This is a genomic window from Rathayibacter sp. VKM Ac-2762 (assembly GCF_009866585.1).
Classification (GTDB): domain Bacteria; phylum Actinomycetota; class Actinomycetes; order Actinomycetales; family Microbacteriaceae; genus Rathayibacter.
Map to the genome: position 1 here is coordinate 1,258,962 of NZ_CP047419.1, position 16,827 is coordinate 1,275,788.

Consider the following 16,827-nt stretch of genomic DNA (forward strand, 5'->3'; position numbering starts at 1 on the left):
GCGCTTCAGTGTAGTCCGAGCCCGACGCAGGCACCAGGCACCTTCGGTGCATAGGCTGGTCGGGTGAACCACAGCTCTCGACTGGTCGATCGCGTCCAGCTCCGAATCGATGAATTCCTCACCGGGCGCACGCCAATTCTGCGCTCCATAGGAGAGGACGTCTCCGCCCTCGGCGACCTTTCGCGGGACTTTCTCAGCGGGGGCAAGCGGTTCCGCGCGCGCTTCTGCGAGGCGGGCTGGAACGCGGTGTCGAGCACCTCGAGCGAGGCCCATCCGAGCGACTCCGATCCGATCGCGAGGGTGGGCGCCGGGCTGGAGCTGTTCCACGCCGCCGCCCTCGTCCACGACGACGTGATCGACAACTCCGACACCCGCCGCGGCGCTCCCGCGGCCCACCGGCGCTTCTCCTCCTTCCACGCCGACGGCGGCTGGACCGGCGACCGCGACGAGTTCGGCCGCTCCTCCGCGATCCTCCTCGGCGACCTCCTCCTGGTCTGGTCGGACGAGATCTTCGCCGCGGCGGAGTGGTCGCTCGGGGATCGAGTCGCAGCCGAGCGCGCGCGCGCGGAGTTCAACCTGATGCGCACCGAGGTCACGCTGGGCCAGTACCTCGACATCCTCGAGGAGAGCGCGTGGGTGCAGCACCCCGAGCACGAGCACCTGCAGCGGGCGGAGCGGGTGGTGGTCTACAAGAGCGCGAAGTACAGCATCGAGGCGCCGCTGGTGATCGGCGGCTCCCTCGCCGGCGGCGACGACGCTCAGCTGGACGCCCTGCGCCGCTTCGGGCTCCCGGTCGGGATCGCCTTCCAGCTGCGCGACGACGTCCTCGGAGTCTTCGGCGACCCGGCAGTGACGGGCAAGCCGGCCGGCGACGATCTGCGGGAGGGCAAGCGCACCGTGCTGCTCGGCCTCGCCCGCGGCGCGTGCTCGCCGGGCGAGCGGGCCGAGCTCGACGCGGTCGTGGGCCGGAGCGACGCCGACGCGGCGTCCATCGCGCGGGCGCAGGAGATCATCGCGGGCAGCGGCGCCCTCGAGCGGCTCGAGGAGCGCATCGACCAGGAGGTGGCCGCGGCGATCGCGGTCCTCCCCGACGCGCCGCTCCGCACGGAGGGCGTGGCGGAGCTGCGCGAGCTGGCCGCCCAGGTCACGGTCCGCACCTCCTAGGAGCGGACCGGCGGGATCAGGCCAGGGCCTGGGCGACCCGCCGGACCTCGGCCTTGCGGCCGGCGCGGAGGGCGACGATCGGGCTCGTGCCCAGGCTCTCCTCGACCGTCAGCATCCAGTCGACCGCCTCGTCGTCGGTGAAGCCGGAGTCGGCGAGCAGGATCGCGGTGCCGCGGATCTCGCTCATCGGCTCCCCGTCGCGGAGGAAGAGGGCGGGGACTTTCAGCACGCCGTCGCGGCGGGTGCCGAGCAGGTGGCGCTCCTCGAGGAGGCGGCGGACCCGGCCGGCGCCGAGCCCGGTCAGCTCCACGAGGTCGGGGACGGTCAGCCACTCGAGCTCGGAATCGGTCGAGGTGGCGGGGGAAGCGGACGAGTCGGTCACGCGTCAAGACTGCCACGAGCCCGGAGGGCCGCCAACTGCGGGCGCCCCGGAGAAGGAGTCGGGCCCGTCCTGCGCCGCCCGGGCGTCGCTCACCGGTTCCCCCGGGGGTCTTGCCTAGACTCGTCGCGTGACCACCAGCCAGCTCGACCCTCTCCTCGGCCGTCTCGTCGACGGCCGGTACGAGGTGCGCTCGAGGATCGCCCGCGGCGGCATGGCGACGGTCTACCTCGCGCACGATCAGCGCCTCGAGCGCCGCGTGGCGATGAAGGTCATGCACGGCCACCTCTCCGACGACGCGACGTTCAAGAACCGCTTCGTCCAGGAGGCGCGCTCCGCCGCCCGTCTCGCCCACCCGAACGTGGTCAGCGTCTTCGACCAGGGCCAGGACTCGGACATGGCCTACCTGGTGATGGAGTACCTCCCCGGGATCACCCTGCGCGACCTGCTCAAGGAGCGCGGCCGGCTGACCGCCCAGCAGGTCGTCGACATCATGCACTCCGTGCTCTCGGGTCTCGCCGCCGCGCACCGCGCCGGGATCCTCCACCGCGACCTCAAGCCCGAGAACGTGCTCCTCGCCGACGACGGCCGGATCAAGATCGGCGACTTCGGCCTCGCGCGCGCCGCCTCCGCCAACACCGCCTCCGGTCAGGCCCTCCTCGGCACGATCGCCTACCTCTCCCCCGAGCTGGTCACGCGGGGCACCGCCGACACCCGCAGCGACATCTACGCCATCGGGATCATGATCTACGAGATGCTCACCGGAGAGCAGCCCTTCACGGGCGAGCAGCCGATGCAGATCGCGTACCAGCACGCGAACGACTCCGTCCCGTACCCCAGCGCGACGGTCGCCTCCGTCCCCACCTCGCTCGACGAGCTCGTCCTCTGGGCGACCGAGCGCGACCCGGACATGCGGCCCCGCGACGCCGGTGTCATGCTCGCGCAGCTGCTCGAGGCCGAGCGGCTCATGGGCATCACACCGAGCGACCGCCGCGGCGACACGCAGGCGGTCACCCCGCTCCCGGCGCCCGTCGCCGATCCGGCGCCCGCGACGGCCGTCTTCGATACGGCGGAGCCCGGGCAGACCTCGGTCTTCGACCCGGCGCCGGCCCCCGGAGCGGTGCTCGTGGTCGACGAGGACGACGACACCGTCGCCCGGCTCGCGAGCAGGCGCCGCGTCCGACGGCGCCGCGGCGTCCTGCTCACGGTGGTCGTCCTCCTCCTGGCGCTCATCGGCGGCGGGACGGCCTGGTGGTTCGGCGAGGGACCCGGCGCGATCGTGTCGATCCCGGACGTCGTCAGCCAGTCGCAGCAGGACGCGACGGCCCAGCTGCAGGCGCAGGGCTTCGAGGTGCAGCCGCAGGAGACGCCCGACCTCACCGTGCCCGCGGGGACGGTGGTGAGCTCCGATCCGCCCGGCGGGCAGGGGGTGCACAAGGGCTCCGTCATCACGCTGACCGTCTCGAGCGGGCCGCGCCAGCTGCCGGTCCCGTCGCTCGCCGGCCTCTCGGAGGCCGACGCTGCCGCCGCGGTGACGGGCGGCTCCTTCACCGTCGGCGACGTCTCGAAGATCTTCGACGCCGACGTCGACGCGGGTGTGGTCGTCTCCGCCTCGCTGCCTGACGGATCGGCGCTGCCCGAGACGATGTCCGAGACCAGCACCATCGCGATGGTGGTGAGTCTCGGACCGATCCCGAACGTGGTCGGCCTCTCGATCGACGACGCGACGGCGAAGGCGGAGGCGGCCGGTCTCGCCCTCGACCGCAGCGGCGAGGACTGGAGCGACACCGTGGCCGCGGGCGTCGTCCTCACGCAGGCGAACCCGGAGGCGCCCGCCGTGACCGGCGACACCGTCTCGGTCGTCGTGTCGAAGGGGCCCGAGCCCGTCGCCGTGCCGAACGTCGTGGGGATGAACCGCGACGAGGCGAAGGCGGCCCTCGAGGCGGCGGACCTGTCGTGGAGCTACTCCCTGACGACGCTCGGCCCGCTGATCGACGCGGCGCCGAACGAGCTGACCAAGGTCACGAACCAGTCCAACAAGGCCGGCGATCTCGTGCAGCGCGGCACGACGATCCAGCTGTCGATCACCATCACGACCTGACGCCGCCGGTCGAGCCCCTCGACGGGGACTCGACCGGCGGTCGGGGCCGGATCAGATCGCGCGGCCCCGAAGCTCCTCCGCCACGAGGAACGCGAGCTCGAGCGACTGCATGTGGTTGAGGCGCGGGTCGCAGACCGACTCGTACCGCGTGGCGAGCGTCGCCTCGTCGATGTGCTCCGAGCCGCCGAGGCACTCGGTGACGTCGTCGCCCGTGAGCTCGACGTGGATGCCGCCCGGGTGCGTCCCCGCGGCGCGGTGCGCCTCGAAGAAGCCCTTGACCTCGTCGACCACGTCGTCGAAGCGACGGGTCTTGTAGCCGGTCGGCGTCGTCAGCCCGTTGCCGTGCATCGGATCGGTCACCCACAGCGGCAGGGCGTCGCTCCGCTTGACGGCCTCGAGCAGCGGCGGGAGGGCGTCGCGGATCCTCCCGGCACCCATGCGGGTGATGAAGGTGAGGCGACCGGGCTCCCGCTCGGGGTCGAGCTTGTCGATCAGCTCGAGCATCGTCTCGGGCGTGGTCGACGGGCCGAGCTTCACGCCGATCGGGTTGCGCACCCGCGACAGGAAGTCGACGTGCGCGCCGTCGAGCTCGCGGGTGCGCTCGCCGATCCAGATGAAGTGGCTGGAGGTGTTGTACGGCGTGCCGGTCCGCGAGTCGATGCGCGTCATGGGGCGCTCGTAGTCCATCAGCAGTCCCTCGTGGCCGGTGTAGAACTCGGTGCGCTTCATGCCCTCGAAGTCGGCCCCGCACGCCACCATGAACTTGACCGCGCGGTCGATCTCGCGGGCCAGCTGCTCGTAGCGCTGGTTCTGCGGGTTCTCGGTGAAGCCCTTGTTCCAGTAGTGGACGAGGCGCAGGTCGGCGAATCCGCCCTGCGTGAAGGCGCGGATGAGGTTCAGCGTCGAGGCGGCGGTGTGGTAGCCCTGCACGATGCGGCGCGGGTCCGCGGCGCGCGACTCCGGGGTGAAGTCGTAGCCGTTGACGATGTCGCCGCGGTAGGCGGGCAGGGTCACGTCGCCGCGGGTCTCGAGGTCGCTCGAGCGCGGCTTCGCGAACTGGCCGGCCATCCGGCCCATCTTGATGACGGGCATGCTCGCGCCGTAGGTCAGGACGACGGCCATCTGCAGCACGGTCTTGACGCGGTTCCGGATCTGCTCGGCGGTCGCTCCGGCGAAGGTCTCGGCGCAGTCGCCGCCCTGCAGGAGGAACGCCTCGCCGCGGGCCGCGGCTCCGAGACGCTCGCGCAGCTGGTCCACCTCGCCGGCGAACACCAGCGGAGGGAGCGCGGCCACCTCGGCGGACGCCGCTCGCACGGCCTCCGCATCGGGCCACTGCGGCTGCTGCTTGATCTCGAGCTCGCGCCAATAGTCCAGGCCGGCGACCACGGAGGGGGCGGCGAGGACGTACGGTTCGTTCGGATCGATGACCACGAGGGTGTTCCCGGTTCTGACGGGCGCCAGCGGCGCGCGGAGGGCCGCCGTCCGGACGGACGGCAGCGGTTGACGAGCTTATCGCCTGGCAGAGCGCTCGGCCGGGAGGGGGCCCCGGCGTCGAGCGGGCGCTCAGCGGGTGAGGGCCGCGCGCTTCTCCTTGACCGAGGTCGCGTAGACGTCGAGGTACTCCTGGCCGCTCAGGGCGAGGAGCTCGTACATGATCTCGTCGGTGATCGAGCGGAGGATGAACCGGTCGCCCTCCATGCCCTCGAAGCGGCTGAAGTCGAGCGGCTCCCCGAAGACGATGCCGATGCGGCCCAGCTTCGGCAGGCGCTTGCCGATGGGCATGATGCGCGCGGTGTCGATCATGGCTACCGGGATGACGGGCACGCGGGCCTCGAGGACCATGCGCGCGACACCGGTGCGGCCGCGGTACATGCGGCCGTCGGGGCTGCGCGTGCCCTCGGGATAGATGCCCAGGGCGTGGCCGCCCGCGAGGACGCGGAGGCCCGTGTTGAGCGAGGCCTCCGACGCCTTGCCACCGGAGCGGTCGATGGGCAGCATCCCCGTGGCGGTGAAGAACGTCCGCGTCGCCCAGCCCTTGAGGCCCTTGCCGGTGAAGTAGTCGCTCTTGGCGAGGAAGACCATGTTCCGCTCGATCACCAGCGGGAGGATCACGGAGTCGATGAAGGAGAGGTGGTTGCTCGCGAGGATCACGCCGCCGTTCTGCGGCACCTTGTCGGCGCCGACCACCCACGGCCGGAAGATCGTCTTCAGGAGCGGGCCCGCGACGATGTGCTTCATGAACCAGTAGAACATCGGGCTCCTCGGCGGTGCGGCGGATCGGGTGCGGCGGGTGCCGCTAGAGGGAGCTCGCGTGCAGGCGCGCCAGGTCGGCGGCCCCCACGACTCCGGCGTCGTTGACGAGCTCCGCGATGCGGAACTCGGGCTCGGGGTGGTAGCCCCGGGCGGGGAGGTTGTCGAGGTAGGCCTGGCGGATGGGGTCCAGCAGGAGGTCGCCCGCCTGCGCCACTCCGCCGCCGATGACGAACATCTGCGGGTCGAGGACGGCGCTCAGGCTGGCCGCCGCCTCGCCCAGCCAGTGGCCGAGCTGTCGCAGCGCCGCGAGGGCGCCGAGGTCGCCGGCGGTGATCAGCTCGGAGATGAGGTGGCCGTTCAGCTCGCCGCCGTTGCGGGCGCGGGCGTCGGCGATGCCCTGGCCGATCCCGCCCGCGTCGGCCAGCTCGCCGGCGAAGCGCTGGAGCGCGCGGCCCGAGCCGTACTGCTCGATGCAGCCGCGGGCGCCGCAGCCGCAGGGCAGGCCTCCGGGGACGACGCGCATGTGCCCGATCTCGGCCGCGGCGCCGAAGCCGCCGCGCAGGAGCCGGTCGTTGATGACGATCGCACCACCCACTCCGGTGCCGATGGTGAGCATCAGCATGTCGCTGACGAGGCGGCCCGAGCCGTAGCGGAACTCGGCCCAGCCGGCGGCGTTCGCATCGTTCTCGATGATGATCGGCAGGTCGATGCGGGCCGAGAGCTTCTCGCGGAAGGGCTCGTTGCGCCAGTTGATGTTCGGGGCGTAGTAGACGATCGACTGCGAGGCGTCGATGAAGCCGGCGGCGGCGACTCCGACCGCGGAGACGTCTCCCGGGAGCAGGCCGGAGCGCAGATGCTCGACCATCTCGACCACGACGTCGACGATCAGCTCGGGGTGCCCGGCGGGCGTGGGCCGACGGTCCTCGCGGAGGATCCCCCCGAACTCGTCGACCAGGGCTCCGGCGATCTTCGTGCCGCCGATGTCGATCCCGATCGCGTGCACGCGAACCGCCTTCCCGTCGCCACCGGCGCGGCAGCGTCGGCGGGCCGCCCTGAGCGGCGGCCAGGACGAGTGTAGTGACCGCGAGCGCTCCGATGCGGCTCAGCGGCGAGACCCGGCGACGCGTGTCGGCCCTCCTCGCGGAGCCACCGCTGGATCGTTACCCTGAACGGATCCACAGCCTGCGCCGCGCCGGTAGGGTGGAGACGACGTTCATTCAGGTACCGAAGGAGTTGCCGTGGACCAGTTCGATTCCCCCCTGGTGGTTCCGGCCGATCCCCAGGCCAACACGACCGCCCTCCTGCTGGACCGCGTCCGCGAGACGCCCGATCGCCCGCTCTTCGCGTTGCCCGACGGCGACGGCTGGCGCGATGTGACGGCGCAGGAGTTCCTCGACCAGGTCACGGCCCTCGCGAAGGGCTTCGTCGCCGTCGGCCTCGAGCCGGGCGAGAAGGTCGGACTGATCTGCAAGACGCGCTACGAGTGGACGCTGATCGACTTCGCCGTCTGGTTCGCCGGCGGGGTCCTCGTCCCGGTGTACGAGACCTCCTCCCCCGCGCAGGTGCAGTGGAACCTCGCCGACTCCGGCGCGCACGCCGTGATCGTCGAGACCCCCGAGCACTTCGCCCGCTTCGACGAGATCCGCGCCGACCTTCCCGAGGTCCGCCTCGCCTGGCAGATCGGGCTGGGCGATCTGGACAAGCTCGTCGCCCGCGGCGTCGACGTGCCGGACGCCGAGATCGAGCGCCGCCGCTCGCTGGCGACCGGCACCGACATCGCGACGATCATCTACACCTCCGGCTCCACCGGGCGCCCCAAGGGCTGCATCATCCGGCACTCGAACTTCGTCGAGCTCAGCCGCAACTCGGCGGTCGCCCTGACGGAGCTGATCCACCAGCCCGGCGCGTCGACGCTGCTGTTCATCACCACGGCGCACGTGTTCGCCCGCTTCATCGCGATCCTCTGCGTGCACGGCGGGGTGAAGGTGGGGCACCAGGCCGACACCAGGCAGCTGCTCCCCTCGCTCGCGTCCTTCAAGCCGACGTTCCTCCTGGCCGTGCCGCGCGTGTTCGAGAAGGTCTACAACTCCGCCGAGCAGAAGGCCGAGGCCGGGGGGAAGGGGAAGATCTTCCGCCGCGCGGCCGACGTCGCCGTCGCCCACTCGATGGCGCTCGAGGCGGGCTCGGTGCCGCTCGCGCTGAAGCTGCAGTTCCTCCTCTTCGACCGGCTCGTCTACTCGAAGCTGCGCACCGCCATGGGCGGGAACGTCAGCTTCGCGGTGTCCGGCTCGGCGCCGCTGGGAGACCGGCTCGGGCACTTCTTCCACAGCCTCGGCATCAAGATCCTCGAGGGCTACGGCCTCACGGAGACGACGGCGCCCGCCACGGTCAACCGCACCGAGCGTTTCAAGATCGGCTCGGTGGGCCCGGCGATGCCCGGCGTCTCGATCCGGATCGCGGGCGACGGCGAGATCCAGGTGCGCGGCATCGACGTCTTCGGCGGCTACTGGAACAACGAGGCGGCGACGGCCGAGTCGTTCGACGGCGAGTGGTTCCGCACGGGCGACCTCGGAACCCTGGACGAGGACGGGTACCTGCGCGTCACCGGGCGGAAGAAGGAGATCATCGTCACCGCCGGCGGCAAGAACGTCGCTCCGGCGGCGCTGGAGGATCCGATCCGCGCGAACCCGCTGGTCGGCCAGGTCGTCGTCGTCGGCGATCAGCGCCCGTTCATCGCTGCTCTGGTCACGCTCGACTCCGAGATGCTGCCGACGTGGCTCGCCAACAACGGGCAGGACAAGGGCCTCTCACTCGAGGACGCGGCCGTGAACCCGGTCGTTCTGGCCGAGGTGCAGCGGGCTGTCGACGCGGCGAACGAGCGCGTCTCCCGTGCAGAGTCGATCCGGAAGTTCGTGATCCTCCCGACCGAGTTCACGGAGGCGAGCGGTCACCTGACTCCGAAGATGAGCATCAAGCGGAACGTCATCCTCGCCGACTTCGCCGACACCATCGCCGCCGTCTACTCCGCCGCCCCCGCCACCGAGGGCATCTCCCTCCGCTGACCCCGCGCTCTCCCGCCGTTACCAGCAGGCCGTCCCGATCGCAGCCGCCTCCGGGACAGCGCGCCCAGCTCTATCCCGTCGGCGGAACGCCCGACGCTCCTCGGAACGCGCCCACCTCGAAAGGCCGACCGCGCGGAGCCGGGCAAGGACCGGCTCCCCTCGACACAGCCGTATCCGGGAAAGCGCGTCCCAGCGCTTTCCCGTCGGCGGAACGCACGACGCTCCACAGAACGCGCCCACCTCGAAAAGCCGACCGCGCGGAGCCGGGCAGGGACCGGCTCCCCCTCAACACAGCCGTATCCGGTGAAGCGCGTGCGAGCGCTTCACCGTGGGGGGACGCACGACGCTCCATGGAACGCGCCCACCTCGAGCGGCCGACTGCGTGGAGCCGGGCAAGGACCGGCTCCCCACCAACACAGCCGTATCCGGGCAAGCGCGTCCCAGCGCTTTCCCGTCGGCGGAACGCACGACGCTCCACGGAACGCCCCCACCTCGCTGAGCCGACCGCGCCGGGCCGGGCAGGGACCGGCTCCCCCCTCAACACAGCCGTATCCGGTGAAGCGCGTGCCAGCGCTTCACCGTCGGCGGAACGCACGACGCTCCACGGAACGCCCCCACCTCGCTGAGCCGACCGCGCCGGGCCGGGCAGGGACCGGCCCGGAATCGAACTCAGAACCAGTCGGATTCCCGGACGGCCTTCATGGCGGCGCGGCGGTCGTCCTTGGAGAGGCGGTCGAGGTAGAGGCGTCCGTCGAGGTGGTCGCATTCGTGCTGGAGGGCCTGGGCCATGAGGCCGTCGCCTTCGAGGACGATCTCGTTGCCGTCGAGGTCGGTGCCGCGGACCTTCGCGTGCGGGTAGCGGATCGCGGGGTACCAGAGGTTCGGGACGGAGAGGCAGCCCTCGTCGACCGGTCGCGGGTCTCCGCTGAGCTCGATGATCTCGGGGTTGAGGATGTACCCGATGACGCCGTCGACGTTGTAGCTGAAGGCGCGGAGGTTGACGCCGATCTGGGGGGCTGCGACGCCGGCGCGTCCGGGCGGTCGGACGCTGTCGACGAGGTCCTCGACGAGGCCGCGGACGCCGGCGTCGACCGTCTCGATGGTCGTGGACGGGGTCTTCAGCACCGGGTCCCCGAAGATGCGGATCTGGCGTTCGGTCATGTGGTGCGCTCCCTCAGGGCCTCCTCCGCGCTCAGGAGGGCGTTCTCGACGACTTCGCTCGCTGCGGGGTGCGGCCAGTACTGGCTGCGGGCGAGTCCGCGGATGCCGGTGCCGGCGCTGGCGGCCTGGACGAGCGGCTGAATGAGGATACTGGCCTGCGGCCCGATGATGTGCGCGCCGAGGAGGGCGCCGTCGAGTCCGACGACCAGGAGGCAGGCGCTGGAGTCGTCCTCGAGCGCCCAGCCGAAGGCGGTGGAGCCGTACTCCTGGGTGACGGTGACGACGTCCAGGCCCTGGTCCCGCGCTTCGGCCGCGGTGAGCCCGAAGTGGGCGATCTGCGGGTGGGCGAAGATCGCGCCGGGCACCGGCGAGAGGGTGTCGGAGAGCAGCTCGCCCGGGTGCAGGAGGTTGTGCGCCACGAGGCGCGCCTCGTGGTTGGCGACGTGCTTGAGCTGCCAGCGGGACGACACGTCGCCGAGGGCGAAGAGGCCGGGCACGGGGTGTCCGCCGGAGAGGACGCGCTGCTCGGTGTCGACGCTGATCCGGCCGTCCTCGTGCAGATCGATCCCGACGGAGGCGGCGGCGACCGTGTCGCTGTTGGGGTCGCGGCCGAGCGCGACGAGCAGCAGGTCGGTCTCGACCGTCGTGCCGTCGCTGAGGGCGACGCGGAGCCCGTCAGGGCGGGCGTCGACGCTCTCGGCGCTCACTCCGGTGAGCACCGTGTACCGCTCGGCGGCGATCCCGGTGAACCGGCGCGAGACGTCCTCGTCGAGGGCGCGGAGGAGGCGGTCGCCGCGGACGGCGACGGTCACGGCCGTGCCGAAGGAGGAGAAGACGTGGGCGAACTCGACGGCCACCGCGCCGCCGCCGAGGATCAGCATCCGCTCGGGGAGCTCATCGAGCCGCATGACGGAGGAGGAGTCCTGGATGCGGGGGTCCGGCTCGTACGCGGCCAGGAGCGGCCTGGGCCGCGAGCCGGCGGCCACGACCACCTGCGGCGCACTGATGCGGGCACCGCTGGCGCTGACGAGGACGTGCGGGCGGTCGCCGTCTCCGAGCGACTCGAAGCCGAAGCTCTCGCGGAGGACGGTCACGTTCGGGGAGCGCTGATCGCGGTACTCGAAACCGCCCTCGCTGATCGCGTCGATCCGGCCGAACACCCGGTCGCGCACCTCGGCCCACTCGGGGCGGCGGAGGCGGGAGTGGACGCCGATCGGGCCGCCCTGGTCGACGTCGGTGACCACATCGGCGACATGGACGAACATCTTGGTCGGGATGCAGCCGGCGTTGAGGCAGGTGCCGCCGAACCACTCCCCGTCGTCGAGGATCGCGACCCGCAGGCCGTCGAACTCCGGACCGACGATCGAGTTGCCGGAGCCGGCCCCGATGACGATCAGGTCGAAGGCGTCGGTGGTCGCGTCGGGTCCGTCGGTGCGGTCCTGGTGCGCGGCGGACGCCGCCCCGGAAGCCCGGGGCTCAGACACGTCGGACCGGCATGCCCTCGACCACGAGCGCGGCGAGCAGGCGTGCGGCGTCCTTCGTGCCCTCGCGCAGCTGCTCCCACTTCACCACGGAGCCGGCGGCGAGCACCGGGTCGTAGGGGATGCGGACGATGTCGCGGACACGGGAGCGGAAGTGCGACTCGATCTCCTCCAGCTTCACCAGGCTCGTGCCCTGCGTCGCCGTGTTGAGCGCGACGACCGCGTTGCGCACCAGGGCGCCGTAGCCGTTCGCGTCCAGCCAGGTGAGGGTCTCGGAGGCCAGGCGGGCCTCGTCGACGCTGCCGCCCGAGACGATCACCACCGTGTCGGCGCGCTGCAGCGTGGGCCGCATCACCGAGTGCACGATGCCCGTGCCGCAGTCGGTGAGCATGATCGAGTAGAAGCGCTCGACCAGGTCGGCGACCACGTTGTAGTCGTCCTCGTCGAAGGCCTCGGAGAGCTGCGGGTCGGTGTCGGAGGCGAGGACGTCGAGGCGGGTCTCGTCGCGGGAGACCATCGTCGAGAACTCGGTGAACCCGGTCACGCCGGCCGCGCGGTTCACGACGTCGCGGACGGTCGCCCGCGTCTGCTTGGGGACGCGCTCGGCCAGGGTGCCGCGGTCGGGGTTCGCGTCGACCGCGATGATGCGGTCCTCGCGCGCATCGGCGAGGGCCATGCCCAGGAGCGTCGTGACCGTGGTCTTGCCGACGCCGCCCTTGCGGGTCATGACCGGGACGAAGCGGGTGCCGCCCTCGAACTGCCGGCCGATCCGCTCGTCCATCGCCTTCCACGCCTTCACCTTCGCGGAGTCGCCGAGGTTGACCGTGTGGAAGGTCAGGCCGTAGAGGAAGCGGTGCCAGCCGCCCGTGGGAGCGGGACGGGTCTTGCGGTTGACCTCCAGGAGCCTGTCCGGGGTGAGCATCGACGCCGACTCGGGGACGGCGGCGCTCGGCGCGGACGGGGCGGGAGCGGCGCTCGAGGACTCGGCGCGGAGGCGGTCGCGGCGCGTGGGGACGGCGGCGGGCTCCCCCGCGGACTCGGACGCCGCGGGCTTCTCGGCGGACTCCGGTCGGGCGGGGATCCCCGCCGAGACCGGTCCGTTCGCGCCGGACGGGTGAGCGGGAGCCGGTGAGGGGGTCGGAGCAGGACTCGGCTCCGGGGGCACGAGAGCGTGCGAGCGCGAGGGCGGCAAGCCGAGGCGGCCGACGTCGATCGCGTCCTCGTCCTCGACCGGAGCAGGGGCGGTGGAGCGGCGCCGCGGGCCGGGCGGGGTGATCCGCACGCCGTCGGGCAGGAGGGTCGGAGCGGTGTCGCTCGCTCGCGGGGAGTACTGACCCGATTCCCGAGCCGCGTCCATGGCGGTCCGCGGCGTGGGACCGGTGCCGGTGTCGGGCTGTTCGTCGTTGCGCTCATCCATGCGAACGAGCCTCCTTCCGCTCAGGACGAGTGTACCGGCGGGCCCGGATCGCGCCGGGCGGCTTGGTCGGAGCGCGCTCCGACTGCTAGTGCTCCCCGCTTCCGGAGACGGCGCGGACGGCGCGTGCAGCGAACGGTTAGGTTCTGCCGCCCGGAGGAACGTAAAGTAGTCAGCCATGCATGTACTCAGCGTGAGCTCCCTCAAGGGCGGCGTCGGCAAGACCACGGTGACGCTCGGCCTTGCATCCGCGGCGTTCTCGAAGGGCCTGCGAACGCTGGTCGTCGACCTCGATCCCCAGTCCGACGTGTCGACCGGAATGGACATCAACGTCGCCGGCCACCTCAACATCGCCGACGTCCTGACGTCGCCGAAGGAGAAGATCGTCCGCTCGGCGATCGCCCCCTCCGGCTGGACCAAGGAGCACCACGGCACGATCGACGTGCTGATCGGCAGCCCCTCCGCGATCAACTTCGACGGGCCGCACCCCAGCATCCGCGACATCTGGAAGCTCGAGGAGGCCCTCGCGAGCGTCGAGGCCGACTACGACCTCGTGCTGATCGACTGCGCCCCGTCGCTCAACGCCCTGACCCGCACGGCCTGGGCCGCGAGCGACCGCGTCGCCGTCGTCACGGAGCCGGGCCTGTTCTCGGTGGCCGCCGCCGACCGGGCGCTCCGGGCGATCGAGGAGATCCGCCGCGGACTCAGCCCGCGCCTCCAGCCGCTGGGCATCATCGTCAACCGCGCCCGCGTCCAGTCGCTGGAGCACCAGTTCCGGATCAAGGAGCTGCGCGACATGTTCGGGCCGCTCGTCCTCAGCCCGCAGCTCCCGGAGCGCACCTCCCTCCAGCAGGCGCAGGGCGCGGCGAAGCCCGTCCACGTCTGGCCCGGGGAGAGCGCTCAGGAGATGGCGCACAACTTCGACCTGCTGCTCGACCGCGTGATCCGCACCGGTCGCATCGGCGAGCAGGTCCCCGCCGCGACCTAGGGCCGGCGGGTCCGCCGGACTTCTCCGGCTCGAGGTCTCGGGACGCGGGCGATGCTCGGTGCTCGAGGAGCGCCAGGGACAGCGCCGGCGGACGCTCGGCGTCGGAGTTCGGCGCGGACTCTCGATGCGCGGGCGGAGCCCGCCACTCGATCAGCACGGTGAGACTCGGGTGGCGCCCGTTGCTTGCACAGCACGGCTACAGGCGGGTCCGCTCCTGACCAGTTGAGCGCGCGGAGGAGACCCGGGAGTCCCCGGAGCAGCGGCCGACCCGCGAGGGGTGGGCGGTCAGCCGACGCGGCGGGAGGCGCGGCGCTGGGCGAGCTCGTCGCCCGGGTCGACCGACTGATGGTCGAGCTCGACGAGGCTCGACTCGACTTCGCGGAGGACCTTGCCGACGGCGATGCCGAAGACGCCCTGGCCGCGGCTGAGCAGGTCGATGACCTCGTCGTTCGAGGTGCAGAGGTAGACGCTCGCGCCGTCGCTCATCAGGGTCGTCTGCGCGAGGTCGTCGACCCCGGACTCGCGGAGCTGGTTGACCGCCGTGCGGATCTGCTGGAGCGAGATCCCGGTGTCGAGCAGGCGCTTGACCAGCTTCAGCACGAGGATGTCGCGGAAGCCGTAGAGGCGCTGCGTGCCGGAGCCGGACGCGCCGCGCACTGTGGGCTCGACGAGCTCGGTCCGCGCCCAGTAGTCGAGCTGACGGTAGGTGATCCCCGCGGCGCGCGCCGCGACGGCCCCGCGGTAGCCCGCGTCGGCGTCGAGCTCGGGCAGTCCGTCGGTGAACAGGACGAGGTCGCGCTGGCCGCTGACGTCGCGGCTGACTTCTCTCATCCCTGTGCCTCTCGGATCCGAACGCCGGATCCTCCGAACGCGCTCCCTACCGTACCGACCGGCGCAGGCCGAGTAAACGACATCGGCCTCGGCGCCGCGGCGTGTCGCACGGGCCGCCCGTCGGCCGGCGGCGGGGCCCTCACGAGCGGGCGATCCGCGAGAGGGCGCTGCGCACCATCGCACCGCGGATCGTGCCCAGCTGGGTCGCGAGCCCCACCGCGTTCTCGGCAGCACCGGCGGAGCCGGACGCCTCTCCGCGGCGGGCGCTGGAGGCGACGACGCTCTCGATGAGCGACATCTCGCGCTCGACGGCGACGCGGAGCGGTCGGAGGTGACGGGGCTCGATACCCGATCGGCCGAGGTCGACGAGCGCCTTGAGCGTCGTCACGGCCTCGTCCCCGAACACGTCGCCGCCCCGCACGAGCCCGGCGGCGATGGCCTCCTGGACGAGAGCGGGCGTGGCACCGGACTCGGCCGCGAGGCCCTCGCGGGTCAACCGCGTGGCGGGGCCGAGGAGCGAGGCGCTCGGACCCCCGACACCGGCCGGCAGGGCGGGCTCGCGTCCGGCGTCGATGTCGTCGAGGTATCCGCGGATGACCTTGAGGGGGAGGTAGTGGTCGCGCTGCAGAGCGAGGATCATCCGGAGCCGCTCGACGTCGGAGCCCGAGAACTTGCGGTAGCCGGAGTCGGTGCGGGCCGGCGAGACGAGCCCCTGCTCCTCGAGGAAGCGCAGCTTGGACGGGGTGACGTCCGGGAACTCACTGGTCAGCCTGGCCAGCACCTGCCCGATGCTCAGCAGAGCGGCGGAGCCGGTGGGGAGGGCGCGCGCGGAGGAGCGGCCCACGGCTCACGCGTCCGGAGCGGCGACGAGGTCGGCGCGGGACGCGTAGAAGGTGAGTCGGAACTTGCCGACCTGCACCTCGGAGCCGTCGGTGAGGATCGCGGACTCGATCCGGACCCCGTCGAAGTAGGTGCCGTTCAGGGAGCCGAGGTCGTGGACCTCGAACGCCGTGCCCCGGCGGACGAACTCGGCGTGCCGGCGCGAGACCGTGACGTCGTCGAGGAAGATGCCCGCATCGGGGTGACGGCCGACCGTCGTGGAGTCGGTGTCGAGGAGGAAGCGGGCGCCGGTGTTCGGTCCGCGCCGCACGACCAGCAGCGCGGATCCCGAGGGCAGAGCGCCGACGGCCTCGGCCTCCTCGCGCGACGCGCGGTTGTCGAGAGCGGCGAGCTGGGCGCCGATGTCGTCGGTGAACGTCAGAGTCGTCTCCGTCGACGGCTCACCGGGAACGGAATTGTGCTGGGCGGATGATGCTCCACCGACGGGCTCGACCAAGACGTACCTCCTATCAGGTCAGCGTATCCGAATCGTGACCCTCGTCGGACCCCTGAGCACCTGTGCGGACCCCCAGGACGAGGTCCCGCGTCTGGACGGCGTAGACGATCCCGGCCCACCAGTAGAGGAACGCGCCCCACAGCGCGAAGGCCCAGGCGATGGGGAGCGAGGCGGGCGCGAGGGCCGGGAACGCCTGCCCCAGCATGATCAGCGGGAGCGCGTAGAAGAGGCAGAAGGTCGCGAATTTCCCCAGGTGGTGCACGGGAAGCGGTCCGTAGCCGTTGTTCGCCAGGACGACCGCCAGGACCACGAGCATCAGGTCGCGGGCGAGCAGCACGGCGACCAGCCACCAGGGCACCAGTCCGCGGGCCGCGAGGCCCAGGACGGTGGCGAAGATGTAGAGGCGGTCGGCGGCCGGATCGAGGACGCGGCCGAGGCGCGTCATCTGGTCGAAGCGGCGCGCGATCCAGCCGTCGAGGTAGTCGGTGAGGCTCGAGACGACGAGGGTCAGGAGCGCGAGCGCGTCCTCGCCGAGGACCACGAGCACGAGGAACACCGGCACCAGCGCGAGACGCACCATGCTGAGGACGTTCGGGACCGTCCAGATCCGGTCCTCACCGGTGCTCGCCATGCGCCCAGCCTAGGCGGGGCGCACGG

15 protein-coding genes are annotated in these 16,827 nt (G+C 71.8%); 4 read left to right on the plus strand and 11 right to left on the minus strand.

Translation table 11 applies throughout. The features are described from left to right. Positions 1–63: 63 nt before the first annotated feature. A complete protein-coding gene (locus GTU71_RS05940; protein ID WP_159939472.1) occupies positions 64–1,164 on the plus strand; it encodes a polyprenyl synthetase family protein in 1,101 nt (366 codons plus the stop codon). 16 nt (positions 1,165–1,180) lie between these two features. On the opposite strand, the gene GTU71_RS05945 is transcribed toward GTU71_RS05940, so the two are convergent. Then, complete coding sequence (locus GTU71_RS05945) at positions 1,181–1,546, minus strand: Rv2175c family DNA-binding protein (RefSeq protein ID WP_104222583.1); 366 nt, start codon at positions 1,544–1,546, stop codon at positions 1,181–1,183. A 127-nt stretch (positions 1,547–1,673) separates the two neighbouring features. Here GTU71_RS05945 and pknB point away from each other — a divergent pair, with 127 nt between their 5' ends. After that, positions 1,674–3,644: a Stk1 family PASTA domain-containing Ser/Thr kinase gene (gene pknB / locus GTU71_RS05950; protein ID WP_104222582.1), complete on the plus strand. Its 1,971-nt coding sequence runs from the start codon at positions 1,674–1,676 to the stop codon at positions 3,642–3,644. Between the two features lie 51 nt (positions 3,645–3,695). Here the strand turns inward: pknB and GTU71_RS05955 are convergent, their stop codons facing one another. From GTU71_RS05955 to GTU71_RS05965, 3 genes are all read right to left on the minus strand, one after another. After that, positions 3,696–5,030 (minus strand): 3-deoxy-7-phosphoheptulonate synthase class II, encoded by a 1,335-nt coding sequence (locus GTU71_RS05955; protein ID WP_104222617.1) that lies wholly within the window; start codon positions 5,028–5,030, stop codon positions 3,696–3,698. A gap of 177 nt (positions 5,031–5,207) precedes the next feature. Continuing rightward, a complete protein-coding gene (locus GTU71_RS05960; RefSeq protein WP_104222581.1) occupies positions 5,208–5,897 on the minus strand; it encodes a lysophospholipid acyltransferase family protein in 690 nt (229 codons plus the stop codon). A gap of 43 nt (positions 5,898–5,940) precedes the next feature. Then, positions 5,941–6,900 carry an ROK family glucokinase gene (locus tag GTU71_RS05965; protein ID WP_104222580.1) on the minus strand — a complete coding sequence of 320 codons (960 nt, stop codon included), beginning with the start codon at positions 6,898–6,900 and terminating at the stop codon, positions 5,941–5,943. 235 nt (positions 6,901–7,135) lie between these two features. Here GTU71_RS05965 and GTU71_RS05970 point away from each other — a divergent pair, with 235 nt between their 5' ends. Beyond that, positions 7,136–8,959 carry an AMP-dependent synthetase/ligase gene (locus tag GTU71_RS05970; protein WP_159939473.1) on the plus strand — a complete coding sequence of 608 codons (1,824 nt, stop codon included), beginning with the start codon at positions 7,136–7,138 and terminating at the stop codon, positions 8,957–8,959. A 669-nt stretch (positions 8,960–9,628) separates the two neighbouring features. Here GTU71_RS05970 and def read toward each other — a convergent pair. From def to GTU71_RS05985, 3 genes are read right to left on the minus strand one after another with little or no spacing between them, the layout of a single operon-like run. Continuing rightward, positions 9,629–10,120 (minus strand): peptide deformylase, encoded by a 492-nt coding sequence (gene def / locus GTU71_RS05975; protein ID WP_104346152.1) that lies wholly within the window; start codon positions 10,118–10,120, stop codon positions 9,629–9,631. Further along, complete coding sequence (locus GTU71_RS05980; protein WP_159939474.1) at positions 10,117–11,604, minus strand: mycothione reductase; 1,488 nt, start codon at positions 11,602–11,604, stop codon at positions 10,117–10,119. The genes def and GTU71_RS05980 overlap by 4 nt, the downstream gene beginning before the upstream one ends. Then, the gene (locus GTU71_RS05985) at positions 11,597–13,018 is read right to left on the minus strand and encodes a MinD/ParA family protein (RefSeq protein WP_244230647.1); all 1,422 of its coding nucleotides are present in this window, start codon (positions 13,016–13,018) and stop codon (positions 11,597–11,599) included. The genes GTU71_RS05980 and GTU71_RS05985 overlap by 8 nt, the downstream gene beginning before the upstream one ends. Positions 13,019–13,193: 175 nt before the next feature. Between GTU71_RS05985 and GTU71_RS05990 the strand changes: the two genes are divergently transcribed. Then, positions 13,194–14,003 carry a ParA family protein gene (locus GTU71_RS05990; RefSeq protein WP_104222576.1) on the plus strand — a complete coding sequence of 270 codons (810 nt, stop codon included), beginning with the start codon at positions 13,194–13,196 and terminating at the stop codon, positions 14,001–14,003. Between the two features lie 285 nt (positions 14,004–14,288). Here GTU71_RS05990 and GTU71_RS05995 read toward each other — a convergent pair whose 3' ends face one another. The 4 genes from GTU71_RS05995 to GTU71_RS06010 form a co-directional block, all read right to left on the minus strand. After that, a complete protein-coding gene (locus GTU71_RS05995) occupies positions 14,289–14,834 on the minus strand; it encodes a MerR family transcriptional regulator (RefSeq protein WP_104222575.1) in 546 nt (181 codons plus the stop codon). A gap of 139 nt (positions 14,835–14,973) precedes the next feature. Beyond that, on the minus strand, positions 14,974–15,678 hold the full coding sequence (locus GTU71_RS06000) for a MerR family transcriptional regulator (RefSeq protein ID WP_104222574.1): 705 nt from the start codon (positions 15,676–15,678) through the stop codon (positions 14,974–14,976). A 3-nt stretch (positions 15,679–15,681) separates the two neighbouring features. After that, positions 15,682–16,095: an FHA domain-containing protein gene (locus tag GTU71_RS06005; RefSeq protein WP_181027143.1), complete on the minus strand. Its 414-nt coding sequence runs from the start codon at positions 16,093–16,095 to the stop codon at positions 15,682–15,684. Positions 16,096–16,183: 88 nt separating this feature from the next. Further along, the gene (locus tag GTU71_RS06010) at positions 16,184–16,801 is read right to left on the minus strand and encodes a CDP-alcohol phosphatidyltransferase family protein (RefSeq protein ID WP_159939475.1); all 618 of its coding nucleotides are present in this window, start codon (positions 16,799–16,801) and stop codon (positions 16,184–16,186) included. Positions 16,802–16,827: the final 26 nt, after the last annotated feature.

Bases quoted from the DNA above. Each gene is read 5' to 3' on its own strand.
- GTU71_RS05960 (WP_104222581.1), bottom strand. From the start codon at position 5,897: ATGTTCTACTGGTTCATGAAGCACATCGTCGCGGGCCCGCTCCTGAAG.
- def (WP_104346152.1), bottom strand. From the start codon at position 10,120: ATGACCGAACGCCAGATCCGCATCTTCGGGGACCCGGTGCTGAAGACC.
- GTU71_RS05985 (WP_244230647.1), bottom strand. From the start codon at position 13,018: ATGGATGAGCGCAACGACGAACAGCCCGACACCGGCACCGGTCCCACG.
- GTU71_RS05990 (WP_104222576.1), top strand. From the start codon at position 13,194: ATGCATGTACTCAGCGTGAGCTCCCTCAAGGGCGGCGTCGGCAAGACC.
- GTU71_RS05995 (WP_104222575.1), bottom strand. From the start codon at position 14,834: ATGAGAGAAGTCAGCCGCGACGTCAGCGGCCAGCGCGACCTCGTCCTG.
- GTU71_RS06010 (WP_159939475.1), bottom strand. From the start codon at position 16,801: ATGGCGAGCACCGGTGAGGACCGGATCTGGACGGTCCCGAACGTCCTC.